The following is a 26,871-nucleotide window of genomic DNA, read 5'->3' on the forward strand; positions in this document are numbered from 1 at the left end:
CGAATAAAATCATTATTCAGGGCAGTTCAATAACACGGTGATTATTTAGATGGCGTCAGAGAAAACGTTAACGTTTCCAACGGCTGAAGGGTAATCAGCGCTGTTTTATTGATAAACTTCGGCACCGAGTTGTTCTCGCCATAGTCTATCTTAACGTCATATACCGAAGGCTGATTATCAGGTAATTCAAGATCGCTTTGCAGATCCAGATAATATTGTTTCACCTCATCAGCAGGATTACGCAAAGTAATAATCGACTTTTTCGGACTCCAGGCTCCCCAACCATACACCGCTAGATCGGTGGGATCTTTACCAATCCAATGGGTATCAAACAGCACATCTTGGTTTTTCTCCGACCATTTCGCCGCGTTTGCTAACGTATCCCAATCCTCTGTGGTCAACAGTTCAGGCGTAACATACATCTCCTGTAACTGAGTGCCACTGCCAAAATAGCTCCAAACCTGATCGGCAAAATCTTTAGGTGACTGTTTATCCAGATGCTTAGCCTGTTTAGCATAAACAATGCCATGCAGCATCAACGAATTCAGTGGGAACAGCGGCCCCTTTCTTACGACATTACGATAAGTTTCCGCATCACGGTAGGTAAGCCACTGCTGCACTTTGGAACCTTTACCGTAAAACTCCACATCATAGCCACCACGCCAAATAGAATCGGCGAAAAATAGCCAGGAAGGCGTGGCTTTGGTGCCCGTGGTCAAGTTGATAAACAGATCATTTCCTGTACCGCGCATATCTTCAATAAGATGGATAGCGGCATCAAAATCACTGGTGAATGCACTCCCTTTAATCACACGGTCAGCATTGCCGGTGCCATCTAGCTTAAACATGGATACATTTTGTTGTTGAATCAGGTTGAGCACCCGGTTATGGAAATTGGCGTAGTAATTAGGGCCTGAAAGCGCAAATCGGCCATCTATCACTTCATAACCAAACTCCTCCGCATGAGAAACACGTTGCTCACCGGGTTTACCATAACCGCCCCAAGGAGAAAGCCAAATACCTAAACGAGCACGATATTGATCTGCCGCCTGTTTAAGATTTTTGAATTCATGGGGAAATGCCTCACTAAAACCCCAATCTCCTTTGAGGTTATCCCAACCATCATCAAACAGATAACCACTCAACTTCACATCGCGCTTAGTCACCAACTCCTGCCCAAACTGATTGATACGGGTCAACGCCTCTTGTTCGGTATAAGGAGTGAAGAAACCAATATCGTACCAAGAGTTGTAATGCAGGTAAGGGCTGTATTTACGCGGACGAGCGTTGTTTAAAAATTCATTGACGTTGCGCCGCAATTGCCCTTCTTGATAAACACCAATATACGTCTTATAACTTAACGTTTTCCCCGGCTCTAACGGGATAGAGAGTGCAATTTTTTGCGAAGTGTCCCCTTTATAAGCCTCAGTGTTAATCAATGGATTACCGGGAACAATAAAGAATCTATCGCTGATAATCGGTGAACTGACGATAGAGCCGTGAACAAAAGCGGTTTTAGTGTGAAATGGTATCAACGAGACGGAGCTGAGTTCCAACGCGTTTTCCTGCGGTGTAATAGTGATTTCAAACGAGCCGTACTTATCTTTACCTTCCACAGTAATTATATTGCTTACCTGAATGTCGCCATGTTTCAAGGAAACAACAATACGATTGTGCTTTTTGCTGATATCAGTAATCTGAAAATCTTTAGCCGTGAGCTTCTCTCCTGATTTCAACGTGATTTCAAACAGACTGTCAGTAATGATTTGATCGTGGTTTTTCGGATTTTCAAATTTTAGTTGCGTCACTTTACCGTGTTCATCGCTAACCGCTACATGATAATTGTCACCCTCCAATCGCCAGCTATCTGCCCAGACTGGAGCGCCATAAAACACGGAACTGGCTAATAAACTCAACGTAATTTTATTTAACGTTCTTATTTTCACAGCAGTTTCCTTATAGTCAGAATGAAAAAACAGAATCTTCACGAATACAGCTTGCCTGTACTGCCACAAATCCGGATCTTTTCTTCTACTACTGCCTGCATAGCCTGTTTTCCCGGCGCGATATATTTACGTGGATCATTCGCATCTGGATGCTGGATGAAATAGCGCTTTACCGCATCAGCAAAAGCAATTTTCAGATCGGTCGCCACATTGACTTTACATACGCCAAGACCAATCGCCTGCTGTATCATCACTTCAGGAATACCCGATGCGCCATGCAGCACCAACGGAATATTCACCTGTTCACAGATTGCAGCTAACCGATCAAAATCCAGATGCGGTTCACCATGATATAAACCATGCGCAGAGCCAATCGCTACCGCCAGAGAATCAATACCGGTACGGGCAACAAAGGCTTTTGCTGCCAGCGGATCGGTAAAAAAACTATCGGCATTGGAGACCTGCAAATCATCTTCCTGCCCGCCTAGCCGCCCCAATTCCGCCTCAACGCTAACATCGTAACGATGGCAAAATCGTACCACCTCAGCCACCTTACGAATATTCTCCTCAAAGGGTAAATGCGAGCCATCAATCATTACTGAACGTACACCTGCGGTCACTTTATGGCTGATATCCTCCAATTCCTCATGATGATCGAGATGCAATGCCAGTGGCAAATTGTGGCGGCGAGCGGCATCCTGACAGATTGACACCAGGTAGTCAGTCCCCGCATAACTGAAAGTGCCCGGCGTACCCGCCAGAATAACCGGTGATGCCAGGCGGGCAGCGGTTTCCGCTACCACCTGGATAGTTTCCAGATTATGGACGTTGAAAGCAGGAACCGCATAACCTTCACGCAGAGCCTTTTTCAGCATTTGACGACTGGAAATCAGGTACATACAAGCTCCTTAAATGCCATCCAGATTCAGGCTGTCATATCGCCGTTTCTGTTGTTCATGCCACAGGCTGGTCAATCCCCGCCGCCCACATTCCAGCGCCATATCACGAAAGGTTTCCAGCGCCATACCTTCACGGTCCAGCATCATTTCTACCACCAACTGCATATTAGTCCCGGTGATAACTTCATAACGTGGATTGACTATCGCCAGTTGTGCCGCCTGCCGAAACGGTGATCCGCCCAGCAAATCACTGAGGATAATCACACCATCGCCACTATCACAGGCGGAGCAAGCCGCCTCCAGCAACACCAATAATTTTTCATTGCTGATCCCTTCTGGAAAATCGACAGCACAACACTGGGGCTGTTGCCCTACGACCTGCTCCACCGCCTGCAACAAACCACTGGCAAAATACCCATGACCGGTGATTACAATACCTAACATGCCATCTCCTCAGTGCGCTTGTTAAAGAAAACCAACAAATTTACCCACAATGCCGATCACCACCGTCAAACCAATCAACTTGACCGGCGAAAATCCTTTTTTCATCAGCCAAAACACCAGCAGGGTGAAACATAACGGCAATAAATTAGGCATCAGTTTATCCAGCACATCCTTTTGCAACGCCACACTAGCCTTACCGGCGTTGACCACCACCGGAGTCGAGAGATGAACATAGGAAGCCACCAATGCCCCGATCACCGTCATTCCCACGATTGATGCCGCATGGGAGATCTTTTTGGTATGTTTTTTTAGCAATACCAGCGCACTGGTTCCGGTACGATAACCATAATGCGCCAGACCAAAGCGCAAGCCAAAATGTACGATATTGAACAGTAACAGAAATACGAGGGGGCCAAACAGACTGCCCTGTAGCGCCAGAGATGCCCCAATCCCAGCACAGATGGGTAACAGCGTCAGCCAGAACAACGCATCACCAATCCCGCCCAGCGGCCCCATTAGCGCGACTTTCACGGCACGGATAGTAGAAATTTTCTCTTTATTCCGTTCCATCGCCAGCACCAACCCGGACAGGAAGGTGACATCAAACGGATGCACATTGATAAATTCCATGTGCATCTTCATAGAATTCGCCAGATCTTGCGGATCCTTATGGATCTTACACAGCCCAGGGATCAAGGTGTACAACCAGCCTCCCGCCTGCATACGCTCATAGTTAAATGATGCCTGTAACAACAGGGAGCGCCACGCCATACGATTCAGATCGCGGTTAGTCAGCTCTTCACCCGGTGTACTGTCCTGATAATCATCCTGCTCAACCTGACTGGTTGCCAGTGCCTGCGCCATCCTTTTCTCAGCTTTAGCCGCCATAGCAGCATCGGTATCGTTAAATGCCATCTTCCATCTCCTGAGATTGGGTGGTAGGTGCGCCGCGTTCAGCTGCATCTTCTATACGGGAACGGTTAAAGAAATCGATTAATGCGATCGCCAATGCGCCGAGTGCTACGGCAATAATTGGCATATTAAGGAACGTGACCGAAATAAAGCCCAGAATGAAATAGGCTATATAGGTCTTTTTCATCATGATTTTCATCAGCATGGAAAAACCGATGGCAGGCATCATTCCGCCAGCAACGGCCAACCCGTCCAACAACCACTGCGGCGCTTTCTGCACCATGACGCTGGCAGCGTCGGCACCAAAATAGACTGGCAAAAACGCCACAATAAAGTAGAAGCAAAACAAAATGGTGATACCCAGATAGTTCACACGTTCCACACCGCGCCAATTCAACGCTTTCACCATCTGATCGCATTTATGCATCATGGGTGAGAACAGGGTAAACAACAGCGTAATACAGCCTTGTACCGCAATGGAAAATGGTACCGCTATACCAATCGCCACTTTAGGATCGGCCTGAGTCAAAATAGCAAATGCGGTACCAATTACCCCACCAATCACCACATTTGGCGGTTGAGCACCAGCCAGTGGCACCATTCCCATCCAGACCAGCTCCAGCGTCCCCCCTACCAGCAAACCCGTCTGTACATCCCCTAAAATCAACCCGACCAGCGGGCCAATCACCACTGGGCGGTGAAAATGGGTCAATCCATCAAACAGATCCACTCCCGCCAACCCGGCCAGTAATCCAATCAATATCGCATCAATCAGCATAACTCACCTCTTTAGAACAACAGTTTATCGATAAGCTCTCCCGCTTCATCCGGTACCCGCCGTATCTCGCAGGTAACACCCAGTTGCTCTAGTTCACGAAACACCACTACGTCACTATCATCAACCGAAACAGTCTTATGGATCTGGCGCTTCCCTTCAGCAAAATGCATATTGCCCACGTTAACAAATCGGATCGGCACTCCCCCCTTAACCAGCGTCAGTACATCTTGCGGTGTTTTACAGACGATAAAAATTTTCTGGCGTTCAGCCGCTTTATGGATCACATCAATGGTTTTTTGCAGAGTGAAATAGCGGGTCTGAATCCCATCGGAAACCACCATATCCATCAGGTTTTGCTGCATCAAATCACCGGCAACTTGATCGTTAGCCACCAATACCAAATTGGCCCCCAGTGAATTGGTCCAGGTCACACCTACCTGACCATGCACCAACCGGTTATCAATTCGGGTCATTAAAATATTCGGTATCGACATAATCACTCCTGCTTACATGCTGTTCTTTGTGAATAAGATGAGAGATAAGGATAAATTTCCACCCCCTTCACTACACGGTTGACCTCCCCTGTTGGACATGGATTGTCCGGCGTGATACCCAACGCCAGCGAGGTTTCAAACGCTAACATCTGCAAAAACATCAGATAGGGAAAAAGCAGCCAGATATCATCTTGTTCACTGTTAATCGCCGTTAATCCTTCCCCCGGCGTGCCACTCAGAGCAACAACCTGACGCGCCAGTCCGTCATGATTCAGTTCATGCCACAAATCGAGATCATAACGACGACGATACTTATCAGCAGAAAGCATCATGACCACCAGCGTATCGCGTTCGATCATAAACTTCGGCCCATGACGCACCCCCATCGACGAATCGTAACGGGTGGCGATATACCCGGCGGTCAGCTCCAGCATCTTGAGCGCCCCTTCTTCGGCTATACCGGTAAAACAACTGGAGCCCAGACACATCATGCGCTTAAAACCGCTGCGTGCCAGCCGCTTAGTCTGTACCTGCCATTGTCTCCACTCACGCTCACACAGCGCAGCCATCGCCATTAGTGGCACACCACTCTGTTCCAGCGTTAACGGCCCCAACAGCAACGCTGTCGCCAGCGTCATACAACTGAAACTGGATGTCATGGCAAAACTCTGGTCATGAGAACCCTGCGGCATATTCAATGAACAGACATGAGCGCGTCCTTCGGCATAACGTGCCAGTGCACCATCGGGATTGCAGGTCAACATCAGGTGATAACAGCGTGGCAGTATCTGATCGGCCAGTTTTACCGCTGCCACGCTCTCCGGACTATTGCCGGATCGCCCATAAGAAATCAGCAACGTTGAACGTGTTGGATCGAGGTATTGCAAAGGAGAAGGCACAATGTCCGTGGTGCTGTACGCAACCACATTCAGCCCGCACTGTTCACGCAACCAGGGAGCCAGCGCGCGCCCGACAAACGCGGATGAACCTGCGCCACACAGCACTATCTGTAACTGCGGATCAGACAACAAAGGCAGCAAAAAAGGTCGCCACAACGCTTCCTCACGTTGCAGGTTTTGATATAACTGACGCCAAAGCGCAGGCTGTTGGTGAATCTCTCTGGCAGTATGCAACGCGTGATGCTCACGCAGCCAGGCTTCGCTATAGAAAAACAGCTCATTCATACGAGAGCTCCTTGTGCCTCAGACTCACAAGCTTGGGCATAGCTCAAAAGCACAGAACGAATCTTGTCCAACACCCAGGCATGCGGGTCATTTTCCAACCTTCCCGCGTTAACTGCCTGCGCCTGTTCTGGCAGGTACTGACTCAGCAGTGAAAGGGAAACCGGATGACGGCGCAGATTATCTATCAAAGTATTCACGGCCTGTTGTACCTGCGGGTGCGGCCAGTAGTAACGCACGCGATCGCTCAAACTGTATTGACGATCAATAAACTGCTGATGCGGTGTACCGTGGTAATATCGGTTCCAGTATTCCGGCTGTTCAAGCATAACCTGTTCCAATATGGCGCACAGATTCGCCGCTGTCTGTTCCCCATTCCATTCACCATCAATTTTATCGAGCGCGAAAAGCGCCTCACGCAGAGCAAAAGTCAAAGCGGGACCGACTTTGAGAATAGCGAAATGATCACGAACCAATTCACGGTAAGCCTGTGCAGTTTGATAATCGGTAGAATGCGCTTCATAGACTAAGTAAGGCTGAGATTCGATATATTGACTCAGTGCCGCTGCACGTCCCGATTGATAATGTTCGACATTATGGTGATCGAACTCCACACCCGGCTGCACCACCAGCGCAATCACCCGCGGCCAGACCTGCTCCAGCCCGGCCAATCGCCAGGCTTGTTGATGTACATTCAACGTTGTGGCCGCTGCCTGAGGTGTCGTGACCTGCATTCCTTCCAACGCTTCTTTAGCGCCTCCCGGTACCGGCACTTCGGTGCCGATCACATAAACCGGTGATTCTCCCCCCACCTGCTGCCAGCAACGTTCTGCCACCTGGCACAAACGAGCCGCGCGTACCGCAATCTCATGATCACCAAGCGGTATTGGATCATCGGCGCAAGACATAGAGCAATCGAGGTGGATCTTACGAAATCCTGCGGCCACATAATCGTGTATCAACGTTTCAGCCAGTTTCATCGCTTCTGCTGCGGTGCGGTCCTGCCAAGCGTTCGGTCCAAGATGATCACCGCCCAGCCAAACACGATCACGCGGTAAACCGATAAGATCAGCTTGTCGCCAAACGGCATCACGGAACTGAGCGGGCTGCATACCGGTATAACCCCCAAACTGATTAACCTGATTAGACGTTGCTTCAATCAGTATCGGTGTCTTACGCTCTTTAGCGACGCGCAAAGCACTTTCCAATATCCAAGGGTGGGCGGAACAGACCGAATAGATCCCCACCGCTTCACCTGATTTATGGCGACGAATAAGTTGTAATAGTGACTGCATGGTGTCTCCCATGCGGGCAAAAACCCGGTTATAAACTCTTAGACAAGTTCTAATCTCTGTAAGAGTTATTCGTCGGCAATAATCACATCTACGCCGAATTCAGTTAATGCTCGCCTGTAGTTATCGGGGATCCGGCTGTCAGTAATCAGCCGATGAATCTGTCCAGCCTGACGGATCATACAAAAGCTTCTGCGCCCAAATTTACTGGCATCCGCCACAGCGATAATTTCATGCGCCACCTCACACATCACGCGATTAAGGTGAGCTTCGCCGGGGTGGGGCGTGGTAATCCCTGCTTCCAGATCAAATCCATCGACACCAAGAAACAGAGTATTAAAGCGATACTGACGCAATTGCTGTTCCGCCGCCGGACCATAAAGCGAGTAGGAGTTCTGACGCACACTCCCGCCAAGCACCATCACCTCCATCCGATCAAATCCCGCCAGTTCATAGGCGATATTCAACGCGTTAGTCATGACTACCAAATCACGCCGCTCTTTAAGATATGGCACGATTTGGGTAGTCGTGGAGCCGGAGTCAAGGATCAAGGCATCACCATCCTTAACAAACTGTGCCGCCGTGGCCGCAATACGTGATTTCACATCACGATTCATCCGGCCTTTGTCTTGCAGGGGGCGATCAAAGGCGAATTGCTGATTCAACATGGCGCCGCCATAAGAACGCAACGCACAACCTTTTTGCTCCAGATAACGCAGGTCATTTCGGATAGTGACGCTGGAAACCCCAAAACGGGAACTCAAATGCTCAACACGTACACTGCCCTCATGGCACAGCAGGTCGATAATCTGTTCACGTCTTTTTACAGTGTCCATTGCCATTCCGTTATGCTCCTCAGATTTCCAGCGACAAGCTCACGTCGCCTGTGATGAATTGCTTTCTCTCTCTTTCGATTAAATTACAACAAAAGCTATGAAATGAAATTGTGATCGGTGTTGCAGTCTATTATGTAGACAAAACAAGGTGAAAAAGGTTTCGTTTAGAAATAAAACGAAAGAAGATATTAGGTTCTATTATTACTTACTATTTACCCCAAAATAAGCTTTCATCCGCTTTTTTAGTAGAAATTGATATAAAGAAACGAAAGCCTTTGGTTTTCAATCAGCAACCGCAAAGTTTTATTTTATCAGGTGATAGAGATCACAAATTTCGTGATTGGGTGTGAAAAGCTGATAAAATCTAGAACTGAACGCTCTCACTGTAATTAAGGACACACCACATGACAAAACGATTTTCGGTGCTGACTGGCGGGCTGCTGCTCGCTGCTTCTCTCGGCGCTCAAGCCTCGAATACCCCCGATCAGACCCGCTTGACAAATACTGTTGATAAAACCATACACTCCCTGATGCAGGAATATGACATTCCAGGAATGTCTATTGCGGTAACTTTCCGCGGTCAGCATTTCTTCTATCAATACGGTGACGCGTCAAAAGAGAACAACACGCCGGTCACCAAAGAGACAATCTTTGAATTAGGCTCGGTCAGCAAAACCTTTGCCGCCAGCCTGATTTCTTGGGCGCAAGTGACGGGAGCCATTTCCCTCTCCGATAAGGCCAGCCAGCATTTTCAACCGCTTGCAGGCAGCGACTTTGACAACATAAGCCTGCTGAATATTGCCACCTACACCGCAGGCGGCCTGCCGTTACAATTCCCTGATGAGATCGACAGCAATAGCAAAATGGTGAACTGGTATCAGCACTGGCAGCCGAAGTATACGCCCGGAACCTACCGCCAGTACTCCAATCCCAGCATTGGCCTGGCGGGCTATATCGCTGCCCAACGCCTTGGAAAACCTTACTCAATACTGGTAGCAAACCAGGTTCTTTCACCGCTTGGTCTGCATCATACCTGGTTTAACGTGCCCGCGCAGGAGATGAAGAATTATGCCTGGGGTTATTCAAAAGAGAATAAACCGATTCGCATAACCCCTGGCGTACTGGATGAGGAAGCCTATGGCCTGAAAGCCAGTGCGCAGGATATGATCAGCTTCGTTGATGCGAATATCGATCCCTCCCGCATAAGTGATAGCAAACTGGCACAAGCTATTCGGGCAACCCATACCGGCTATTACCGGGTGGGGGAAATGACGCAAGGGCTGGGCTGGGAGCTTTATCACTGGCCCGTTACCCTTGAGCAGGTACTGAGCGGCAACTCGGCGCAGATCGCTTATCAGGCCAACAAAACCACGGAACTGTCGCAACCGGAGCCGCCAACGGATGCGCTTTTTATCAATAAAACCGGCTCCACCAATGGCTTCGGCGCGTATGTCGCGTTTGTGCCGCAAGAGCACATGGGTATTGTGCTGCTAGCCAATAAAAACTACCCCAACGAGGCGCGCATCAAAGCAGCCTGGCAAATCCTCAATACGCTGAAATAACGCGCAACTGCGTTATCAAGGACGATAACGCAGCATCCCACGACAGACAGGATCGAATGCAAAAAAAGCGCTGACTGGATCACCTCCATGCTGTATCCGCAGCTCTTTCAGATTTGGGTACTCTGACCCCGCCAAGAATAGGTCAGAACATCTTCCCGCAGCGATTCATCCTGTCTGCACCTAAAACCTAAAGTAGACAAAAGTCTGGTCCATTCTTTACATAAGCAGGGCAGGAAAAATACTAAAATACCCCTAATTAACTCAACCTATCTTGGAAAAATAATGCCAATCTCGCCCATTAGCGGCCATATGCCGCTTAGCCAAATACAAGTTCCTCAGCATGCCACAACGTCTCCTCTACTCGAACAGGGCAATCGTCTGTTCGAACAGTCTGTTCGACGTGGCCCTCTGCATTTTCAGAGTTCGGATCTCAAACATTTGAGCGCCGAGCTGCGCCAATTGCAGAATGCTCCCAGCAGCATGCAGGCCCAGCGGGTGAAGGATGCCATTCAGCACTGGGAGAACCACCACCCCAAAGAGGTGATGGCCCGTAGTACCCGCCTTGCCGAGCTTAAACAGGCTCTGGCAGAACAGGACGCCGTGGTGCGCACTCTCCAGCCAAAAGTGATAGCGACCGCTCCCCAGGCGATATTAAAACAGGCCATGCCAGCCTTACCGCAATCTATCGCCGCTCAGGTCACCAAAACCCAAGCTGGCTACACCACCACCTTGGCCTCCTCCTCCGCGACAGCCGAACTGATGAAGCACAATCAAGGCGACCAGCAGCACATCAGAGACAGTGATGGACGAATGCCTGCTAATAACATGCCACCGCCCCCACCACCGCCAAGAGCAGATAAAACGCAAAAAGTAAAGGAATGGGTAGTCAAAACGGACTCTAAGCAGATCCAGGCACTCAGATATTATTCCGCACAGGGATATAATCTTATAAATACCTACCTGCGCGGAGGAGAGTACGTAAAGAATCAAGCTATTAATACATTATTATCGAGAGATTACTTACACAGTGATGAACCAACGCCTAAAGAATTTGATTCGGGAATGCGTGCATATATTCAGGACGTCGCTGAGGGATTAAATGAGCTTGCTATAACGGATCATAAAAAAGTTTATCGAGGGTTAAAATTCGATAAATCAGAACTTAAGAATTTACTGGATCAATATACTACAGTGGGAAGCATTATTACGGAAAAAGGGTTTCTGAGTACCTCACCAGATAAAGCCTGGGTCAATGATACGATTCTGGTCATCAATCTTGAATCAGGCCATAAAGGTCGTATTTTAGGGGATGTTGCTCATTTTAAAGGAGAAGCAGAGATGCTATTCCCCCCTGAGTCAAAAATGTTAGTGGAGAAGGTCTTGAATCGCGGTGATAAAGAATTTGATTCCCACTTTTCAACGCTGAAACTAACAGATGACGCGTCAACAGACACAACAAGGATTAAAAGGATTATTAATATAAAAATGCTGAACAAATAAAATCACCCGCCCAGGAAACGGAATTTCAGGGCGCTAAATCTTATGTAATGTGTTACGGCCTGTGGACACATGTGCGTTTTGCGGGCTGATTTTTTCATTATGGAAAAAATAAACCCCGTTATTTTAAACAAGATTTGCCCGCTATCTGCGACAACGCCTCCCACAGGAGGCGTTGTCCATGACATATCGAGTCATTAAGCAAGTAAGGCTTCCAGACCAGCGGTCACCGCCTCCATACGGTGACCACCTGAGTGCTCAATCACATAACGCTTGCCTACCTGAGAAGAGGCATCCAAGCCCCAAATACCATGTTCGGCCTTCTGACTCAGCGGATCGCTACTGGTATTGATGTGGGTGACGTTGGCGCTATCCAACTTGTCAGCCAGCCGATCCCGCAATCCTACATGTAATCCCATACTGTTGAATGCGGTGACCTTGATCCCATGTTTGATGCCCGCATATTGCGCCAACCCACCACCTAAAGAGTGGCCCAGAACCTCAACCTTGCCGCCATATTGTTTGGTAAAGGCCTTGACCAAGCGATCAGCATCCTGAAACGCGCTGTCCTTGATCCCTAAAGCAGCGCCAACATCACTCTTCACAGTACCAGGACGCTTGGTTGGTTGGGTACCCACAAAGGAAAGCACCATGGTATCGTCACGCTTATAGACAGCAACCTTGAGCGCAGACCAGGCATCCCCCTCGAGGATTAAAGGATCATTCTCCCCCTTGCCAGGACGAACATGCAGGGTTAACTCACTACCAGTCCCGCCACTGCCATTCTCCCGGCGAGCCAATATTGAGGATGGGATATCCGCCAAGGTGGCATGACTGTAACCAGCCGGCATATCCCGATAACTACTGGAGCAGCTGACTCTCGCCAATTGGGCCGCATCCATCACTGCCCGGGCTCCCACAGCATTCAACGGTTCTTGCTCTGCTTTAGCCACAAACGTTGGTTTGACAAGCACCTTAGCAGTACTCAGCAATTGCTCGGCATGGGTTCCAGCTTGCAGACGATCAGACGCACCAAGCGGTAGATGCGAAATTCCCTTCATGCCCGCGCCAGCCAGCCCCAGAGCAGAGGATGCCAGCAAACGCCCCGTGGATTCCGCCAGGTTTTTAACGCCTGCAACACCGACCGAAATTGCACCACTCGTTACGCTACTGGCACCGCCAGTAATATTGGCTAATCCTTTGATAATAGCCCCGGTCCAGTAACGCGCCTTACCTTTGGCGCTCTGTGCATGGGAGTCATGTCCTCCCTGTATAGCAGTGCCAATCTTGCGAGCTGGGGCACTCAGGGTCAGATATTTCAGTGTGGTGGTCAGCACCTTGCCCGGTGACACCTGAGTACCAAGAGCAGTACTGGTGTAATGGGAGGCAAGATGATGATGAACATTGTTACTGCGAGACGGTGTCTGTACTTCCCCGTTTGAGAGGGGCAACAATGCAGTAGCGCTGGGAGTGTGCCCAAGACCTTGAATCGACATCTTATTCTCCTTTGTTATTAAGATGACAACCACTCAGCATACGATGGCTGAACCTGGCAATGGATGCAGTAAAGATGTTTCGTTCTGCTGAGAGTTGATCACCTGAAACTGGGCCTGCAAGTTGATCCCAAGATCGAGAAACTCACCCAGAGTCTGCATAAATGCCGTCTCGTCGAACATCTCGATCAACGCAGAGAAGCTCAACACCAGATAATTGGTACGACTGTCCAGGCTGATCTGACTGCCACCCGTGGTGAGACCGAACATATTCAGCTCAAGGGCAGCCCGGGTCAGCATCAACTGGCTTGGTTCATCTGCTGGCAATCGCAACAACGGAATATAGATATAAAATGCCTGAACATCGTCGTTATCCGGCACTTCAATGATACACTCTCCACCTTGACCGAAAGGTACTGTACAGTGACCATCGCTGCCGAGGCTCAAAGCCACGCCTTGGCGTTCACCAACAAGGCGCAACCACTCCGATACTGTTTGCTGATATGCTTTCACTATGATGTTCTCCGCTCATTATCCCTTGCAAACGGAAGGGTTTCGCACGCAAATAGGAAGTGAGAGCATGTTAACAATCACTGGCAAGCCACGATTTATCTCCGGGGCGAAGTTTTTTATATCGACGTCGAAATAGCGACTTATCAGCAGTTGGGTTGCACCGTGAAAGTACGGTTCATACAGCTTAGAGCATCAAGAAATGAGGGCCACTGAAAAGACTGCCTGAGGCCGTTCAGGGTGATAGTGGTCAATCGAGAGTGGTCGCCTCTTTTCTGCTGTCTCTCTATAACTGTTATCGCTTCAAATTCCATTTGATTGAATTACGTAGTCTTGACTTCAGGTTGTTTGATGAGTGTGTCACCAGCTCTCATACATGTTATTTAGGTTGCAGTTTTTTATACGCTCGTTGTAACAATGGAATGGCAAGCGGAGGTATCGAACCGAGTTTAGGTAGGGGGGTGTTTTTGAAAATCAACGGGGCTACCGAAAACCAAGCGGTAATTGTCGAGACGCTGAAAGCGGCGAACATGATGAAAAATCACAGGCTGGCACGTTCCATTGGGGACGCGGGTTGGGCTGGATTCATCACCAAACTGGAATACAAGGCGGCAGAAACAGGTGTTCATCTGGTGAAGCTGGATCAATGGTTTGCCAGCTCGAAAACCTGCCATTGTTGCGGTCATAAGATGCCGGAAATGCCGCGCCACAAACGGCTCTGGCAATGTCCGGCATGCCACACAGAGCACGATCGGGATCTCAACGCTGCGCTGAATATTAAACAGCAAGGCATATTTGAATTACAGGCGGCGGGACTCGTCGTTTCTGCCCATGGAGGCCTGCGTAAATCCGTCGCACAGACGGCTGCGGCCTAGGAAGTGGGAAGCCTCACCGTTTACGGCGGGGAGCAGTCACATCATTGTAATCCAACATAATTAGAATAGATTTTAGAAAACCTTCATAAACAGGATCTTTAGCACCAACCGGTTATTTTAGATAGAAAAAAGGCTTTATTTATGATCTGATAAAACACAGGTTAAAGGTAAAACAGGATATCCGATGATGATTAAACTTAACAAAAGCAGGTGTTAAAAGGGGTAAATCAATGGTTAAATAAGAATTCATAATGATGCTACACCGATTTTATTCATTCCTGGTTTTTGCTGTGCTGAAATCGACGCCAAGAAAGCATCAACATAACTTAGCAATCGCCACATAGATTGGCCGCTGTGGTTCCGGGTGACTGTCTCATGCAACGATTGCCAGAGCCGTTCTATTTTATTCAACCAGGGGGAATAACTCGGTAAAAATACGAGGTTAAATTTCGGATGCTGTGCCAACCAATGTTTGACTTTCTGACTGCTATGGATGCAGTAATTATCTAAGATTAATGTGATCGTTTTCGCATCAGGATAGTGGGTATTAAGCTCATCTAACATCTTGATAAATAAATTAGAGTCCTTCTTTGTCCCTTTAACATAAGTCACTTTCCCTGTTTCGGCATTGAGGCAGCCGGCAAGATAATGTTTTTCATTTTTTCCTGGCGTGACAACGCGTTTTTGCTGCCCTTTAAAACACCAGTCCGCCCCGATTTTCGGATTCAAATTAATATCGACCTCATCTTCATAAAACACCGGATGTTGTGCTGAGATATGGGTCAGGGCTTCTGTGATTTTTGCTATTTTTTCATGATATTCAGGATCAGGTCGTTTTAGGGTGGGGGCGGCCCTGCGCCAGACAATACCGACCTGTTGGCAGTAGCGATATAACGTACTTTGTGTGAGAGATAACTTGAGCAATTGATTGATAGTCTGAGTGATGAGCTCCAGGCTCCAGCGTGAGCGAAGATAGCTAAAATCTTGAGGCGAGTGCTGCAATAAGAAAGACAAGAGCGGATAGAGCGGGGCTAAATTCCAGACAATGGGCCTGCCGGCGGGTAAACTTTTCAGCCTTCCAGGCCATACAAGGTAAACCAGTGAATCCAGCGATTAACCGAAGAACGTGCAGCATGCAGGGTTTTGGCGACATGAGTCACCGTATGACCTTCATGTAGCATTAATAATGCCATTAATCGGCGGGCATAATCCTTATCACGGGTTTTATGGATAAGTTTTTTCATCTGCTGTCGTTCATTTCGGGGGATGGGTGCTATGATGGGCATCGCTCAGTCCGTCTTAGGGTTTGTGATTTTTAGCGATTGATCAGATCGCAAAAATCGGACTGAGTTCCCTTCCAAGTGATCTATTATTTCAAAAGCTTATTTAAAACTTTATATCGATTAAAACCATAAATTAAAAAAATGGCTTTTAATAACAGTTTAAAACCTGCTATTATAGCTCAGGGCGCGATTCCATTTTTTTACCCTGCCATGTTTAATTCATTTATCAGAGATTATATACTCCACTTATTTTTTATTTACCTAACTTGGCATAATCATTTAAAAATGATAATACAGAAAAATTAAATCTTTTATATCAAGGGTAGATTTAACTCAATAAATACAATTTTTTCAAAAGGATTATTAATTGCATTTAATCGAAAACTATTAACCATTAATAAGAAGTTGAAAAGAAATACGCATGTAAAATAATATTATCTGAACAGATAGGTATTAAAGCGATTTCTCGCCGGTTATTTTATGAAGAAAACCCTAAAAATAATACAATAAAAAAGGGATAAAACAGTTAGTTTAGCAGGATTTAAGCCCTGAAAAAGGCGTTAATTATCCGAAAAAACAGACAGGGGTATTTTTAGATATCAGGCCATTTACTGGCTGGTTTATGAAGATAATAAAGCAAGTATGATTAACATTGATTAAACGTAAAACACAATACCGATGATGATTAAACTTAACAAAAAAGCAGGCGTTAAAAGGGGTAAAAACAACGGTTAAAACTTTATACCGATTAAAACCATAAGTTAAAAACATGACTTTTAATAACAGTTTAAAGCCTGCCCATGCTAAAAAGGTGAGATCTCGCACTGGTTAGTCAGTGCAGAGAAAATGGTGAAAATTGAAAAAGGTAAGCTGACGCCAAAACCGGAACATATTCACACTTTCACCGAAATCCCTTCCACTTATCTACTTAATTATCACCCTACAATTTGCTAAATCTGTTAGCTTTCTTGCAGATTTAGTTGATTAATTTGCACAACCTGCCTTTCCTGCACATCATGGAACTTATTGTATTTATAATGACTTCTTAACAAAAGCTATGATTAAAGTTGCACTTATTGACGACCATGTAGTCGTCCGTTCCGGCTTTGCCCAATTACTAACGCTTGAACATGATCTTGAAATTGCCGGGCAATACGCCAGTGCCAGCGAAGCCTGGCTGGATTTACTCAGAAACCCGATTGATGTGGCGGTGATGGACATCGCTATGCCGGATGAGAGCGGTTTGCACCTGCTCACCCGGTTACGGCAAAAACGGCCTGATTTTCGCACCATTATTCTCAGCATTTATGACACCACCGCATTTGTACAAAGCGCGTTGGATGCCGGAGCCTGCGGTTATCTCACCAAACGATGTGGCCCTGAAGAGTTGGTACAGGCTGTGCGTTCCGTACATAAAGGCGGTTGTTATCTGTGTGCTGATGCTCTGAAAGCCCTGCGTCAGGTACCACAAGAAGTTAAAGCACTGCAAGCCCTGACGCCCAGAGAACGGGAGATATTTGATCTGCTCATCAATGGCATCACGGTTAAAGCTATCGCAGAACAACTTAATCTCAGCCATAAAACTGTTCATGTTCATCGTGCCAATATTCTTGGCAAATTGCAGTGCGAGAGTACGATTGAACTGGTTCATTATGCCCTGCAACATCAGATTCTGACAGGTAACGTATGAACGGAGGATCACGATTTGGCCTGTTATCACTATTCCTGCTGATTTTTTATTCGTTGAGCTGGCTTGCTCTGTGGACCATCAGCTTCTACCTGAATAACAATGGGCAACAAGCCACATTGCTGCTGCCACAAGGGTTACGGCTGGCGCTGTTTGTTCTACTGGGACGTCGCTACCTGCCAACCCTGTTAGCAACCGAGGTTATTATCTTGCTATGGCTCGATAGCGAGCAGCTTATGACTAACAATATTATTCTGCTATCGCCATTTCTCAGCCTGATACCTACCTTTATGGTACAGCGGATCTGGTGGCGCTATACCTTGTATTGGCAACGGCTCTCTATTTTGCTGGCAGCCGTAGCCGCCAATAGTGTGTTACAGGCTGTCTGTCTGGGATTTTCTCTGACTGCCAGTGCCAATCATCTGTTTCTTACCTCTTTGACCGGCGGTGTTTTACTATCGCCTTTTGTTTATCTGATCTATGAATATCTGCGTCAGCAACATCTGAGAAATATGCTGGAACCTGACCATCCGGATCCGCAGTTACGTACTTCACTGCTGATGTGGTGCTGTTTGTTCTGTTTACTGGGGTTGAGCGCTCAGATCTTTATGTCACCAGAAATTGAGAGGCTTTTGGTGATTTTGGTATTTATTCCCAATGTATTTATGGCCTATCGTTATGGCTGGCAAGGTGGCGTCTTGGCGGCTTTACTGGGCAGCCTGATGATAACGTCAGCCCGGCAATTCAGTGGCGCTTTTAACGACTTACGCGAATTGGAGATGTTCCTGACCATTCAGGCGCTATTAGGAATAGGGCTGGGAATAGCCATCAGCCGTCAACAACAACTCGCTGAAAACCTGCAACGCTACCGTGAATTATTGGAGAAGGAGTTAACCGCCCGCCATATTCTGATGCAGAAACTGGTTCACACAGAAGAAGATATTTGCAAAAGTATTGCCCGCGAGTTACATGACGAAATTGGTCAGAATATTACTGCTATCCAAATTCAGGCGACACTGGTAAAACGCACTGCCACCACCCCGGCAATAGCAATGATCGCAGAGCAAATCAATCATCTTGCCCAACAAATCCATCAATCCACCCGTCAATTATTGCGCCAATTGCGACCACCGGTGCTGGAAGAGATGTCTTTAGAAAAAGCGCTCTACCATTTAATCAATGAGTTTGCTTTTCAGCAGCAGGGGATTGATTGCCAGTTGAATTATCAGCTTCCCCAAAATCCAGCCAATGAAACGGTGGTTTTTACCCTTTATCGCTTGGTTCAAGAGTTACTGAACAATATCAGCAAACATGCCAAAGCAACCCGCATCGATATCACGCTGCGGCAACGCCGGGATGTGATCGAACTCAGAATCAGTGATAACGGCATCGGTATCACTGAAGATAAAAGGAAAGGCGGATTTGGCCTCCAGGGGATTGAAGAGCGCATCCGGGCGTTAGGGGGAGACTGGCAACTAAATAACGATAACGGCACTCGCATAATTGTTAACCTGCCCACAAATTCTGATGAAAATCAAGCATAACTAAGAATTACTCCTAGTTACCTAAAACCTTATCCCATCCATTTTCATTAATGTTTATTTACATTCCCTTTTCATGGAGGAGCCGCATATGCAAACCACCAGCCAGGAACAAGTTTCACAACGTTATCGCTACTGGCGCAACCGTTTGCTGATTTCCATGATTATTGGCTATGCCGCATTTTATCTAACACGAAAAAGCTTCAACTTTGTTATGCCAGTCATGCAGTTGGAACTGGGGCTGGATAAAGGGGATATTGGCTGGATAACCAGTCTGTTTTATTTGGCTTATGGCGGCTCAAAATTTGTCTCCGGTGTATTCCATGATCGCACCGGCTATCGCGGGTTTATGGGTGCCGGATTAGTGATGACGGGCGTGCTGAACATTATTTTCGCTTTTTGTTCATCATTTCCTGCACTACTGATTATCTGGACACTGAACGGTTTCTTTCAGGGTTGGGGATGGCCGCCCTGCGCCAGGCTACTGACACACTGGTACTCCCGCAATGAACGGGGTTTCTGGTGGGGATGCTGGAATATCTCCATCAATGTTGTCGGTGTCACTATCCCGATACTGTCAGCTTTTCTGGCGACGACTTACGGCTGGCAAGCAGCGCTGATGATGCCGGGAATTATTGGCATTTTACTGGGTATTTGGCTCTGCCATCAGTTATGTGACATACCGCAAAAGCAAAGTTTACCCAGCGTAGGGCACTGGCGACAGGATCCATTGGAGCTTCGGCACGAACAGTTATCGCCCCCGATGCCGATGATGCAGATACTGCGGGACTCAATTCTGATTAACAGAACTATCTGGTTATTAGGACTTTCCTACATTCTGGTCTACCTCATTAGAATGGCGATTAATGACTGGGGAAATCTGTGGCTGTCAGAAACACATGGTGCCAATCTGCTCAGTGCTAACGCAACACTCTCGCTGTTTGAGCTGGGCGGTTTAACAGGCGCACTTTTTTCCGGCTGGGGATCTGATTTACTGTTCCGCGGTCAACGCGCCCCGATGATTTTACTGTTTGCACTGGGGTTGTTTATCTCTGTCACCGCATTGTGGCTAATGCCTATTCATCACTATGCGCTGTTGGCCGTCTGTTTTTTCAGTATCGGTTTTTTTGTATTTGGCCCGCAAATGCTGATTGGGCTGGCGGCAACAGAATATTGCCATAAACAAGCCGCCGGAACGGTCACTGGTTATCTGGGGTTGTACGCCTACCTGGGCGCTGCAATGGCAGGCTGGCCGCTAAGTCAGGTTGTTGCACACTATGGCTGGTCAGGGATGTTTGCCCTGCTCACCATCGCAGCCGCCATGATGGGTTTGTTGTTGATGCCACTGTTAATGGCAGACGTCAGTAAAAGGGAACATATGGCAGGGGTAGCATCGCTACTTTCCAATGATAAGACGTTCTGAATACAAAGGACAAAATAATGAAACTGAAACCTCTCTCTACACTTATCGCAGCAGGTCTGGTCGTTGCTGCATTTACCCACAGTGCTCAGGCCGCCGGCCGCTTGATCGTTTATTGCAGTGCGACTAACGCCTTGTGTGAAGCCGAAACCAGAGCATTCGGTGAAAAATATAATGTGAAAACCACCTTTGTCCGTAACGGTTCAGGCAGTACTCTGGCAAAAATTGAAGCGGAAAAACGCAATCCACAAGCTGACGTCTGGTACGGCGGCACGCTGGATCCACACTCTCAGGCGGGTGAGATGGATCTGCTGGCCCCCTATAAATCCCCTAATCTGGCGCAAATCATGCCGCAGTTCCGTGATCCGGCCAAACGCAAGGGCAACTACACCTCTGCGGTTTACGTCGGAATTCTTGGCTATGGCGTCAATACCGAACGTCTGAAAGAGAAAAAGATCCCTGTTCCAACCTGCTGGAAAGATCTGACCAAACCGATTTATAAAGGTGAAATCCAGATCGCTGATCCTCAAAGTTCAGGCACCGCTTACACCGCACTGGCAACTTTTGTTCAGTTATGGGGCAAAGATCAGGCATTTGATTACCTGAAAAAGCTGAACGCCAACATTTCCCAGTACACCAAATCCGGTGTCGCACCAGCACGTAACGCCGCCCGTGGTGAATCCGCCATCGGCATCGGTTTCTTGCATGATTACTCTCTGGAAGTGGAAAACGGCGCACCATTGAAACTTATCGCACCATGTGAAAGCACCGGTTATGAAATCGGCGGTGTGAGTATCATCAAAAATGCCCGCAATATGGACAACGCTAAACTGTTTATTGACTGGGCGCTGTCCAAAGAAGCACAAGAACTGAGCTGGAAGAAAGGTAAAGCCTATCAGATCCTGACCAACACCACGGCAAAAGCGTCTCCTCTGGCACTTAAATTGTCCGATCTGAAACTGATCAATTACGACATGGATAAATTTGGCGCCAATGATATGCGTAAAGCACTCATCACCGAATGGGTGACAGATGTGAAGATGGCTAAATAAAGTCTATCCAGGGCGGATAACACCGCCCTTAGAAACTATCCATCGGGCTATCTTGTTTTCCCGGACTGATAACGCCACAAGGATAGATTCTTACTGTTGCTGCCTCACGATAATAATAAAAGAGGGAAATTATGTCTTACACTCTGACTTTGCCTACCAGACAAAAGCGGGATGCGGTGTTTTGGTGGATTGCCCTGACGTGGCTGGCTTTCGCCCTTTTACCATCCTGGAGCCTGGACTATGGCCTTTTCGACTCCACTCAAAATGAAATTTTCACCGCCTATGGCTGGAACGGATTAAACATCAGCTTACTGTGGTTCCTGCTCCCATCGGCGCTGTTACTGCGCCCACTCACACCAGCAAACCGCAATCAGCGTAACCGGCACTATTTTGATGCGGGTTACGCCTTATTATGCGCCTTGTTTGTCATTATCAGTGCGGCCATGATTGGTCGTGGACTAGGCTACTCGACGATTATTCTGTTTATCTCACTGAGCGCAATTATTACCCTCGCCCTGACCCGCCTTGAATGGCTGGGTGGTGATCGTTTTGTTATCGGCTCACTGGTTGCGGTTATTGCCCTGATCGGGGCATTTATCCTTTATCCGAGTATAGCCATCTTTATACCGATGTTTACGGATGATGCCGGTCAATTTGCTCCATTTGCCTTTATCTCGATCTTGGGACAGGCACATATTATCCAGGTTATCACTAACTCCATTCTGCTTTCGCTGGCAGTGGGTGTAGGCTGTACCTTCTTCGGGCTGGCTCTGGCAATTTATACCGCCAGAATCGCACGCCGCTCTGCCATTATTGGCCGGGTATTCTCTATCTTGCCCATCGTCACACCCCCGTTTGTTGTCGGTTTGGGTGTTACGCTAATGATGGGCCGTTCCGGTTATATCACTGAGTTTATGGCAACCTGGCTTGGCCTCACCAATACCAACTGGCTGTATGGCTTTACCGGTATCTGGCTGGCTCAGGTACTGGCCTTTACGCCAATGGCGTTTATGATCCTTGATGGCGCCATCAAAACTATCCATCCTTCACTGGAAGAAGCTGCCTATACTCTGCGCGCCAATCGCTATCAAACTTTCTTCCATGTTTTTATTCCGCTGTTGAAACCTGCACTGGCAAACGCTTTCCTGATCGTGATTGTTCAATCGCTGGCAGATTTCAGTAACCCACTGGTACTGGGTGGTAGCTTTGATGTACTGGCGACCCAGATTTATTTTTATATCACCGGTTCCCAACTTGATTATCAGGCAGCCAGTACGCTGGGCGCTTCGCTTCTGGTTTTCTCTCTGCTGATATTCTGCGTTCAGTATATGTGGATTGGTAAGCGCTCCTATGTCACGGTTTCCGGTAAATCCTATCGTGGTGATGTACAGCCGCTGCCGACTTCGCTGGTTTGGGGTATCTGTGCCATTTTGTTTATCTGGGTTGTGTTCAATGTTCTGTTGTACGGCAGCATTTTCTACGGCAGTTTCACCGTAAACTGGGGTGTGGATTACACACTGACACTGGACAACTTTATCAAGCTGTTTGGTCAGGGGATGCATGATGGCGCATGGCCTTCATTACTGGATACCCTGCTCTACGCCGGTATCGCCGCCCCTATCACCGCTATCCTTGGCCTGCTCATCGCTTATATCGTTGTACGTCAAGAATTCCGGGGTAAGAAAACGATCGAATTCACCACCATGCTGTGCTTTGCCGTACCGGGTACCGTTGCCGGGGTTTCCTACATTCTGGCCTTCAATGATTCACCTTTTTACCTCACCGGCACTGCGGCTATCGTCATTATCTCTATGACTATGCGAAACGTACCGGTAGGTATCCGCGCAGGAATTGCCGGCCTTGGGCAGATTGATAAATCACTGGATGAAGCTTCGTTAAGCCTGCGCGCCGGATCGATGAGAACCATCTTCCATATTCTGTTGCCATTATTGCGCCCGGCAATCCTGTCTGCCCTGATTTACAGCTTCGTTCGCGCCATTACTACCGTCAGCGCTATTGTATTTCTGGTCACACCAGAAACCCGCGTAGCAACCGCTTATATCCTGAACCGGGTGGAAGATGGTGAATATGGCGTCGCTATCGCTTACGGCTCTATTCTGATTGTGGTCATGCTGGCCATTATTTTCCTATTTGACTATCTGATTGGCGAAGCACGGGTTTCCCGTTCCAAAGCCAAAAATGCACAGTAATCACGGAGTGACGACATGGCACAACAAAATTTTGTCGAACTGAAAAATGTAACCAAACGGTTCGGTAGCAACACCGTGATCGATAATCTGGATTTGTCTATCCCACAAGGGCATATGGTAACGCTGTTAGGACCATCCGGCTGTGGTAAAACCACCGTATTGCGTCTGGTTGCCGGGCTGGAAAAACCCAGTGAAGGTAAAATTTTCATTGATGGTGAAGATGTTACAGACCGTTCTATTCAGCAGCGGGATATCTGTATGGTATTTCAGTCCTACGCCCTGTTTCCGCACATGTCGCTGGGAGAAAACATTGGTTATGGACTGAAAATGCTGGGGCAGCCTAAAGCAGAGAGATGCGAGCGGGTTAAAGAGGCTTTGGAACTGGTAGACTTGGCTGGTTTTGAAGATCGTTATGTAGATCAAATCTCCGGTGGTCAACAGCAACGTGTTGCTCTCGCCCGCGCTCTGATCCTTAAGCCAAAAGTTCTGCTTTTTGATGAGCCGCTCAGTAACCTTGATGCTAACCTGCGCCGCAGCATGCGCGAAAAGATCCGCGAATTACAGCAACAATTCAATATCACCTCGTTATATGTCACTCACGATCAGAGTGAAGCATTTGCGGTTTCTGATACCGTATTAGTGATGAACAAAGGCAAAATCATGCAAATTGGCGCGCCACAAACTCTCTATCGCCAGCCTGCATCTGAATTTATGGCGAGTTTTATGGGAGATGCCAACATCTTCCCTGCAACTCTGGGTTCTGATTATGTGGAAATTTTCCACTATCGCCTGCCACGGCCAGAAAATTTTACCACTAACCGTCAATCGGTAACGGTCGGTGTCAGGCCGGAAGCCATTACCCTAAGCCGTCACGGAAATGCGAGCCAGCGTTGTACCATCAGCCATGTGGCTTATATGGGTCCACAATATGAAGTCACGGTAAACTGGCAAGACCAAACTCTGCTGCTACAGATTAATGCGACCCAATTACAGCCTAATGTTGGCGATAATTGTTATCTGGAGATTCATCCATTTGGGATGTTTATTTTGGAAGAGAAAAGCCAATGTTAATTTGATTAAAAAAAATCCTGGCTTTCAAATCAGGAGGCCGCCAAACGGCGGCCTGTGCGTTGACATCTTCCCCTTCCTAAAGGCAAAGGTATCTACATAATTTTCGCCAAAAATGGTATTGATATTCAGTATGCACTCAATTTTTCTATCGCCGGGCTCAATGCCCGGCTCAACCGTCGATATCAATCTTTGGTTAAACAACCTATGACTCCTACCGCTTCCCTTGCTCCGGCGATTAAAGATATTGCCAGTGCCCAGAAGACCACCTTTGCCACCACTCAGGCCGTCTGGCGATTAATCTGAGCTCATTTAAGAAGAGAGCTAAGTTGGATTTGATTACCTCCTATTCCAACCCAGAAAAATGAGTCTGAATCTGTGCATCTCTTAAACAAAGCTAATTTTTTTCAATATCATAAAAAATGCAGAGTTAAACTTATCTGGTGATTAATGCAAGGTCTGTAAACCGGGCAAGGTAAATTGATTGAATAAAATTGTAGTGATCTAGTTCATTAAAACGGATTTTCAGCGAGATTATTGGCATTTTTTTGTGACATAAATCACATCTTATTAAATTCATGGAGTATTAATTCACCTAATAATCAAGACATAGGCGATTTTTTGTTATAACCTTTTGCCTAAATATTAAGCGGATAATATTATTAATTATGTCGCTTTATTGATGGCTGAGAAGAGGATACCGCCTGCCTCTGTTCAATCGGGGTTATCAATTCAGGTTGTCTGTGACGGCGGTGGATTAACGGTGCTTATGCCAGAGTGGTTGCTTCATAAGCATTCGGTTCACTGACCTAACCGGACGAACATGCTTAATGTATTAATAACATCACTGACTGATTAAATAAGACAAAAGAAAGATGGACAATCGCCCCCGTTGTCGGTTCACTGAAGGCAGCATTCTGTTACCGGAAGGCTATCAGGAACAGACGGTAAATATCCTCATCGCGCCCGATGCACCCGCGCTAAATATCTCGCGTGATCAGCTGGTCGAAGGCGAAGATCTCGCCAGTTATCTCACCCGCCAGAAAGGTCTGCTGAAAAACGGTCTGCGCGACTGGCAATTATTGGCAGAACAGCCCATAACGCTGGGCGATAGCCTGCGGCAAGGCACGGCGCTGCTCTCCCGTTATCGGCCCAAAAAGGGGCAACAGGTCTATCAATATCAGGCGGTATTCCGGTTGGATGAGAAAAAAGCGCTGATTTTCACCCTGTCATCCCAGCAGGCGTTCACCGAGGCGCAACGGCAGTGGCTGGATGACTGCCTGAAAAGTTTCCAGTTCTAGGGAGGGGACGCTATGCCAGAAGCTGCACAGCTCGGAGACACGATAGGCCATTCCAGTGCTATGGCGGGATTGATTGCGGGCACCGTCATCGGTTCATTAATTTCAGCCGCCGGGGGAATGCTGTCGGGGGCCCTCTTTGTCGCCGGATTAGCTACATCCTGTCTCGGGGTAGGCGTTTTGCTGATGGGTGCCGCCATTGTGGTGGGCATGGCGGCGGGATATTTAGGCGACATGGCGCGTGACGCCTGCGTCTCTAAGGGGGCCTCGTCGCGCAGTCCCTGCGGGGAAATCAAGAGTGGTTCCCCCAATGTTTTTATCAACAACCAACCTCTGCCGCCATCGCGACACGCAGTCAAGTAGCGGCCTGCGCTATGCGGGCCAATATTTTGACAAAGAGACCGGGCTGCATTTTAATACGTTCAGGTATTATGCCCCGGAGACAGGCCGGTTTATCACGCCCGATCCGATTGGGCTGAATGGGGGCCTGAATCCCTATTCGTACGTCCATAATCCCACCGGATGGGTTGATCCTCTGGGGCTGGCAACATGCCCAGTAATCAAACAACGTGTTCTGGACAATATCGCAGCAA

At 47.7% G+C, this 26,871-nt stretch carries 20 protein-coding genes and 6 pseudogenes; 13 read left to right on the plus strand and 13 right to left on the minus strand.

Annotated features, from left to right (window positions below):
- Window positions 1–41: 41 nt before the first annotated feature.
- From C5470_RS18205 to agaR, 9 genes are all read right to left on the minus strand, one after another.
- Window positions 42–1,946 carry an enterotoxin gene (locus tag C5470_RS18205; RefSeq protein WP_339916932.1) on the minus strand — a complete coding sequence of 635 codons (1,905 nt, stop codon included), beginning with the start codon at window positions 1,944–1,946 and terminating at the stop codon, window positions 42–44.
- Window positions 1,947–1,984: 38 nt separating this feature from the next.
- Window positions 1,985–2,845 (minus strand): tagatose bisphosphate family class II aldolase, encoded by an 861-nt coding sequence (locus tag C5470_RS18210; RefSeq protein ID WP_036849726.1) that lies wholly within the window; start codon window positions 2,843–2,845, stop codon window positions 1,985–1,987.
- A gap of 9 nt (window positions 2,846–2,854) precedes the next feature.
- Window positions 2,855–3,289 (minus strand): PTS galactosamine/N-acetylgalactosamine transporter subunit IIA, encoded by a 435-nt coding sequence (gene agaF, locus C5470_RS18215; RefSeq protein ID WP_166291072.1) that lies wholly within the window; start codon window positions 3,287–3,289, stop codon window positions 2,855–2,857.
- 21 nt (window positions 3,290–3,310) lie between these two features.
- Complete coding sequence (locus tag C5470_RS18220; protein ID WP_166291074.1) at window positions 3,311–4,204, minus strand: PTS system mannose/fructose/sorbose family transporter subunit IID; 894 nt, start codon at window positions 4,202–4,204, stop codon at window positions 3,311–3,313.
- Complete coding sequence (gene agaW, locus C5470_RS18225) at window positions 4,194–4,979, minus strand: PTS N-acetylgalactosamine transporter subunit IIC (protein WP_036849723.1); 786 nt, start codon at window positions 4,977–4,979, stop codon at window positions 4,194–4,196. Before agaW ends, C5470_RS18220 begins: the two co-directional genes overlap by 11 nt.
- Window positions 4,980–4,990: 11 nt before the next feature.
- Window positions 4,991–5,473, minus strand: coding sequence for a PTS N-acetylgalactosamine transporter subunit IIB (agaV, locus tag C5470_RS18230; protein WP_152963109.1), 483 nt, complete (start codon window positions 5,471–5,473; stop codon window positions 4,991–4,993).
- 2 nt (window positions 5,474–5,475) lie between these two features.
- Window positions 5,476–6,657 (minus strand): AgaS family sugar isomerase, encoded by a 1,182-nt coding sequence (locus C5470_RS18235; protein WP_166291076.1) that lies wholly within the window; start codon window positions 6,655–6,657, stop codon window positions 5,476–5,478.
- Window positions 6,654–7,949, minus strand: a complete 1,296-nt coding sequence (locus C5470_RS18240; RefSeq protein ID WP_166291077.1) for a D-tagatose-bisphosphate aldolase, class II, non-catalytic subunit — start codon at window positions 7,947–7,949, stop codon at window positions 6,654–6,656. The genes C5470_RS18235 and C5470_RS18240 overlap by 4 nt, the downstream gene beginning before the upstream one ends.
- A 65-nt stretch (window positions 7,950–8,014) precedes the next feature.
- Window positions 8,015–8,788 carry a transcriptional repressor AgaR gene (gene agaR, locus C5470_RS18245; protein ID WP_166291079.1) on the minus strand — a complete coding sequence of 258 codons (774 nt, stop codon included), beginning with the start codon at window positions 8,786–8,788 and terminating at the stop codon, window positions 8,015–8,017.
- Between the two features lie 398 nt (window positions 8,789–9,186).
- On the opposite strand from agaR, the gene ampC reads away from it, so the two are divergent.
- Complete coding sequence (gene ampC, locus C5470_RS18250) at window positions 9,187–10,344, plus strand: class C beta-lactamase (protein WP_166291081.1); 1,158 nt, start codon at window positions 9,187–9,189, stop codon at window positions 10,342–10,344.
- 30 nt (window positions 10,345–10,374) lie between these two features.
- Here ampC and C5470_RS23795 read toward each other — a convergent pair.
- A pseudogene (locus tag C5470_RS23795) lies at window positions 10,375–10,479 on the minus strand (type II toxin-antitoxin system RelE/ParE family toxin); the annotation flags it as partial.
- Window positions 10,480–10,626: 147 nt separating this feature from the next.
- On the opposite strand from C5470_RS23795, the gene C5470_RS23295 reads away from it, so the two are divergent.
- Window positions 10,627–11,844: an ADP-ribosyltransferase gene (locus C5470_RS23295; RefSeq protein ID WP_278249201.1), complete on the plus strand. Its 1,218-nt coding sequence runs from the start codon at window positions 10,627–10,629 to the stop codon at window positions 11,842–11,844.
- Between the two features lie 194 nt (window positions 11,845–12,038).
- On the opposite strand, the gene C5470_RS18260 is transcribed toward C5470_RS23295, so the two are convergent.
- Complete coding sequence (locus C5470_RS18260) at window positions 12,039–13,337, minus strand: Tle-like phospholipase domain-containing protein (RefSeq protein WP_166291083.1); 1,299 nt, start codon at window positions 13,335–13,337, stop codon at window positions 12,039–12,041.
- 33 nt (window positions 13,338–13,370) lie between these two features.
- Window positions 13,371–13,814, minus strand: coding sequence for a CesT family type III secretion system chaperone (locus C5470_RS18265; protein ID WP_207627040.1), 444 nt, complete (start codon window positions 13,812–13,814; stop codon window positions 13,371–13,373).
- A gap of 251 nt (window positions 13,815–14,065) precedes the next feature.
- Between C5470_RS18265 and C5470_RS23800 the strand changes: the two are divergent.
- Together C5470_RS23800 and C5470_RS18270 are read left to right on the plus strand one after the other, a co-directional pair.
- Window positions 14,066–14,197 (plus strand): annotated as a pseudogene (locus C5470_RS23800) (DUF7673 family protein); the annotation flags it as partial.
- A 135-nt stretch (window positions 14,198–14,332) separates the two neighbouring features.
- Window positions 14,333–14,719: pseudogene (locus tag C5470_RS18270) on the plus strand (RNA-guided endonuclease InsQ/TnpB family protein); the annotation flags it as partial.
- 246 nt (window positions 14,720–14,965) lie between these two features.
- Here the strand turns inward: C5470_RS18270 and C5470_RS18275 are convergent.
- A pseudogene (locus C5470_RS18275) lies at window positions 14,966–16,005 on the minus strand (IS630 family transposase).
- Between the two features lie 1,054 nt (window positions 16,006–17,059).
- Here C5470_RS18275 and C5470_RS18280 point away from each other — a divergent pair.
- The 9 genes and pseudogenes from C5470_RS18280 to C5470_RS23440 all read left to right on the plus strand — a co-directional run.
- Window positions 17,060–17,692, plus strand: a complete 633-nt coding sequence (locus C5470_RS18280) for a response regulator transcription factor (protein ID WP_036849708.1) — start codon at window positions 17,060–17,062, stop codon at window positions 17,690–17,692.
- Window positions 17,689–19,233: an MASE1 domain-containing sensor histidine kinase gene (locus C5470_RS18285; RefSeq protein ID WP_166291087.1), complete on the plus strand. Its 1,545-nt coding sequence runs from the start codon at window positions 17,689–17,691 to the stop codon at window positions 19,231–19,233. The genes C5470_RS18280 and C5470_RS18285 overlap by 4 nt, the downstream gene beginning before the upstream one ends.
- A gap of 88 nt (window positions 19,234–19,321) precedes the next feature.
- The gene (uhpC, locus tag C5470_RS18290) at window positions 19,322–20,653 is read left to right on the plus strand and encodes an MFS transporter family glucose-6-phosphate receptor UhpC (protein ID WP_166291089.1); all 1,332 of its coding nucleotides are present in this window, start codon (window positions 19,322–19,324) and stop codon (window positions 20,651–20,653) included.
- A 17-nt stretch (window positions 20,654–20,670) separates the two neighbouring features.
- Window positions 20,671–21,702 carry an ABC transporter substrate-binding protein gene (locus tag C5470_RS18295; protein ID WP_152963122.1) on the plus strand — a complete coding sequence of 344 codons (1,032 nt, stop codon included), beginning with the start codon at window positions 20,671–20,673 and terminating at the stop codon, window positions 21,700–21,702.
- Between the two features lie 131 nt (window positions 21,703–21,833).
- On the plus strand, window positions 21,834–23,912 hold the full coding sequence (locus C5470_RS18300; RefSeq protein ID WP_166291091.1) for an ABC transporter permease: 2,079 nt from the start codon (window positions 21,834–21,836) through the stop codon (window positions 23,910–23,912).
- 15 nt (window positions 23,913–23,927) lie between these two features.
- Entirely contained in the window at window positions 23,928–24,983 is a 1,056-nt protein-coding gene (gene fbpC / locus C5470_RS18305) for a ferric ABC transporter ATP-binding protein (protein WP_166291093.1), read from the plus strand.
- 872 nt (window positions 24,984–25,855) lie between these two features.
- Complete coding sequence (locus C5470_RS18310; protein ID WP_166291095.1) at window positions 25,856–26,281, plus strand: DcrB-related protein; 426 nt, start codon at window positions 25,856–25,858, stop codon at window positions 26,279–26,281.
- 12 nt (window positions 26,282–26,293) lie between these two features.
- Window positions 26,294–26,643 (plus strand): annotated as a pseudogene (locus C5470_RS23955) (hypothetical protein); the annotation flags it as partial.
- A pseudogene (locus C5470_RS23440) lies at window positions 26,637–26,871 on the plus strand (RHS repeat-associated core domain-containing protein); the annotation flags it as partial. The pseudogenes C5470_RS23955 and C5470_RS23440, both read left to right, overlap by 7 nt.

The sequence above is a fragment of the Photorhabdus stackebrandtii genome, assembly GCF_011189495.1.
In the GTDB taxonomy this organism is placed as follows: Bacteria; Pseudomonadota; Gammaproteobacteria; order Enterobacterales; family Enterobacteriaceae; genus Photorhabdus; species Photorhabdus khanii.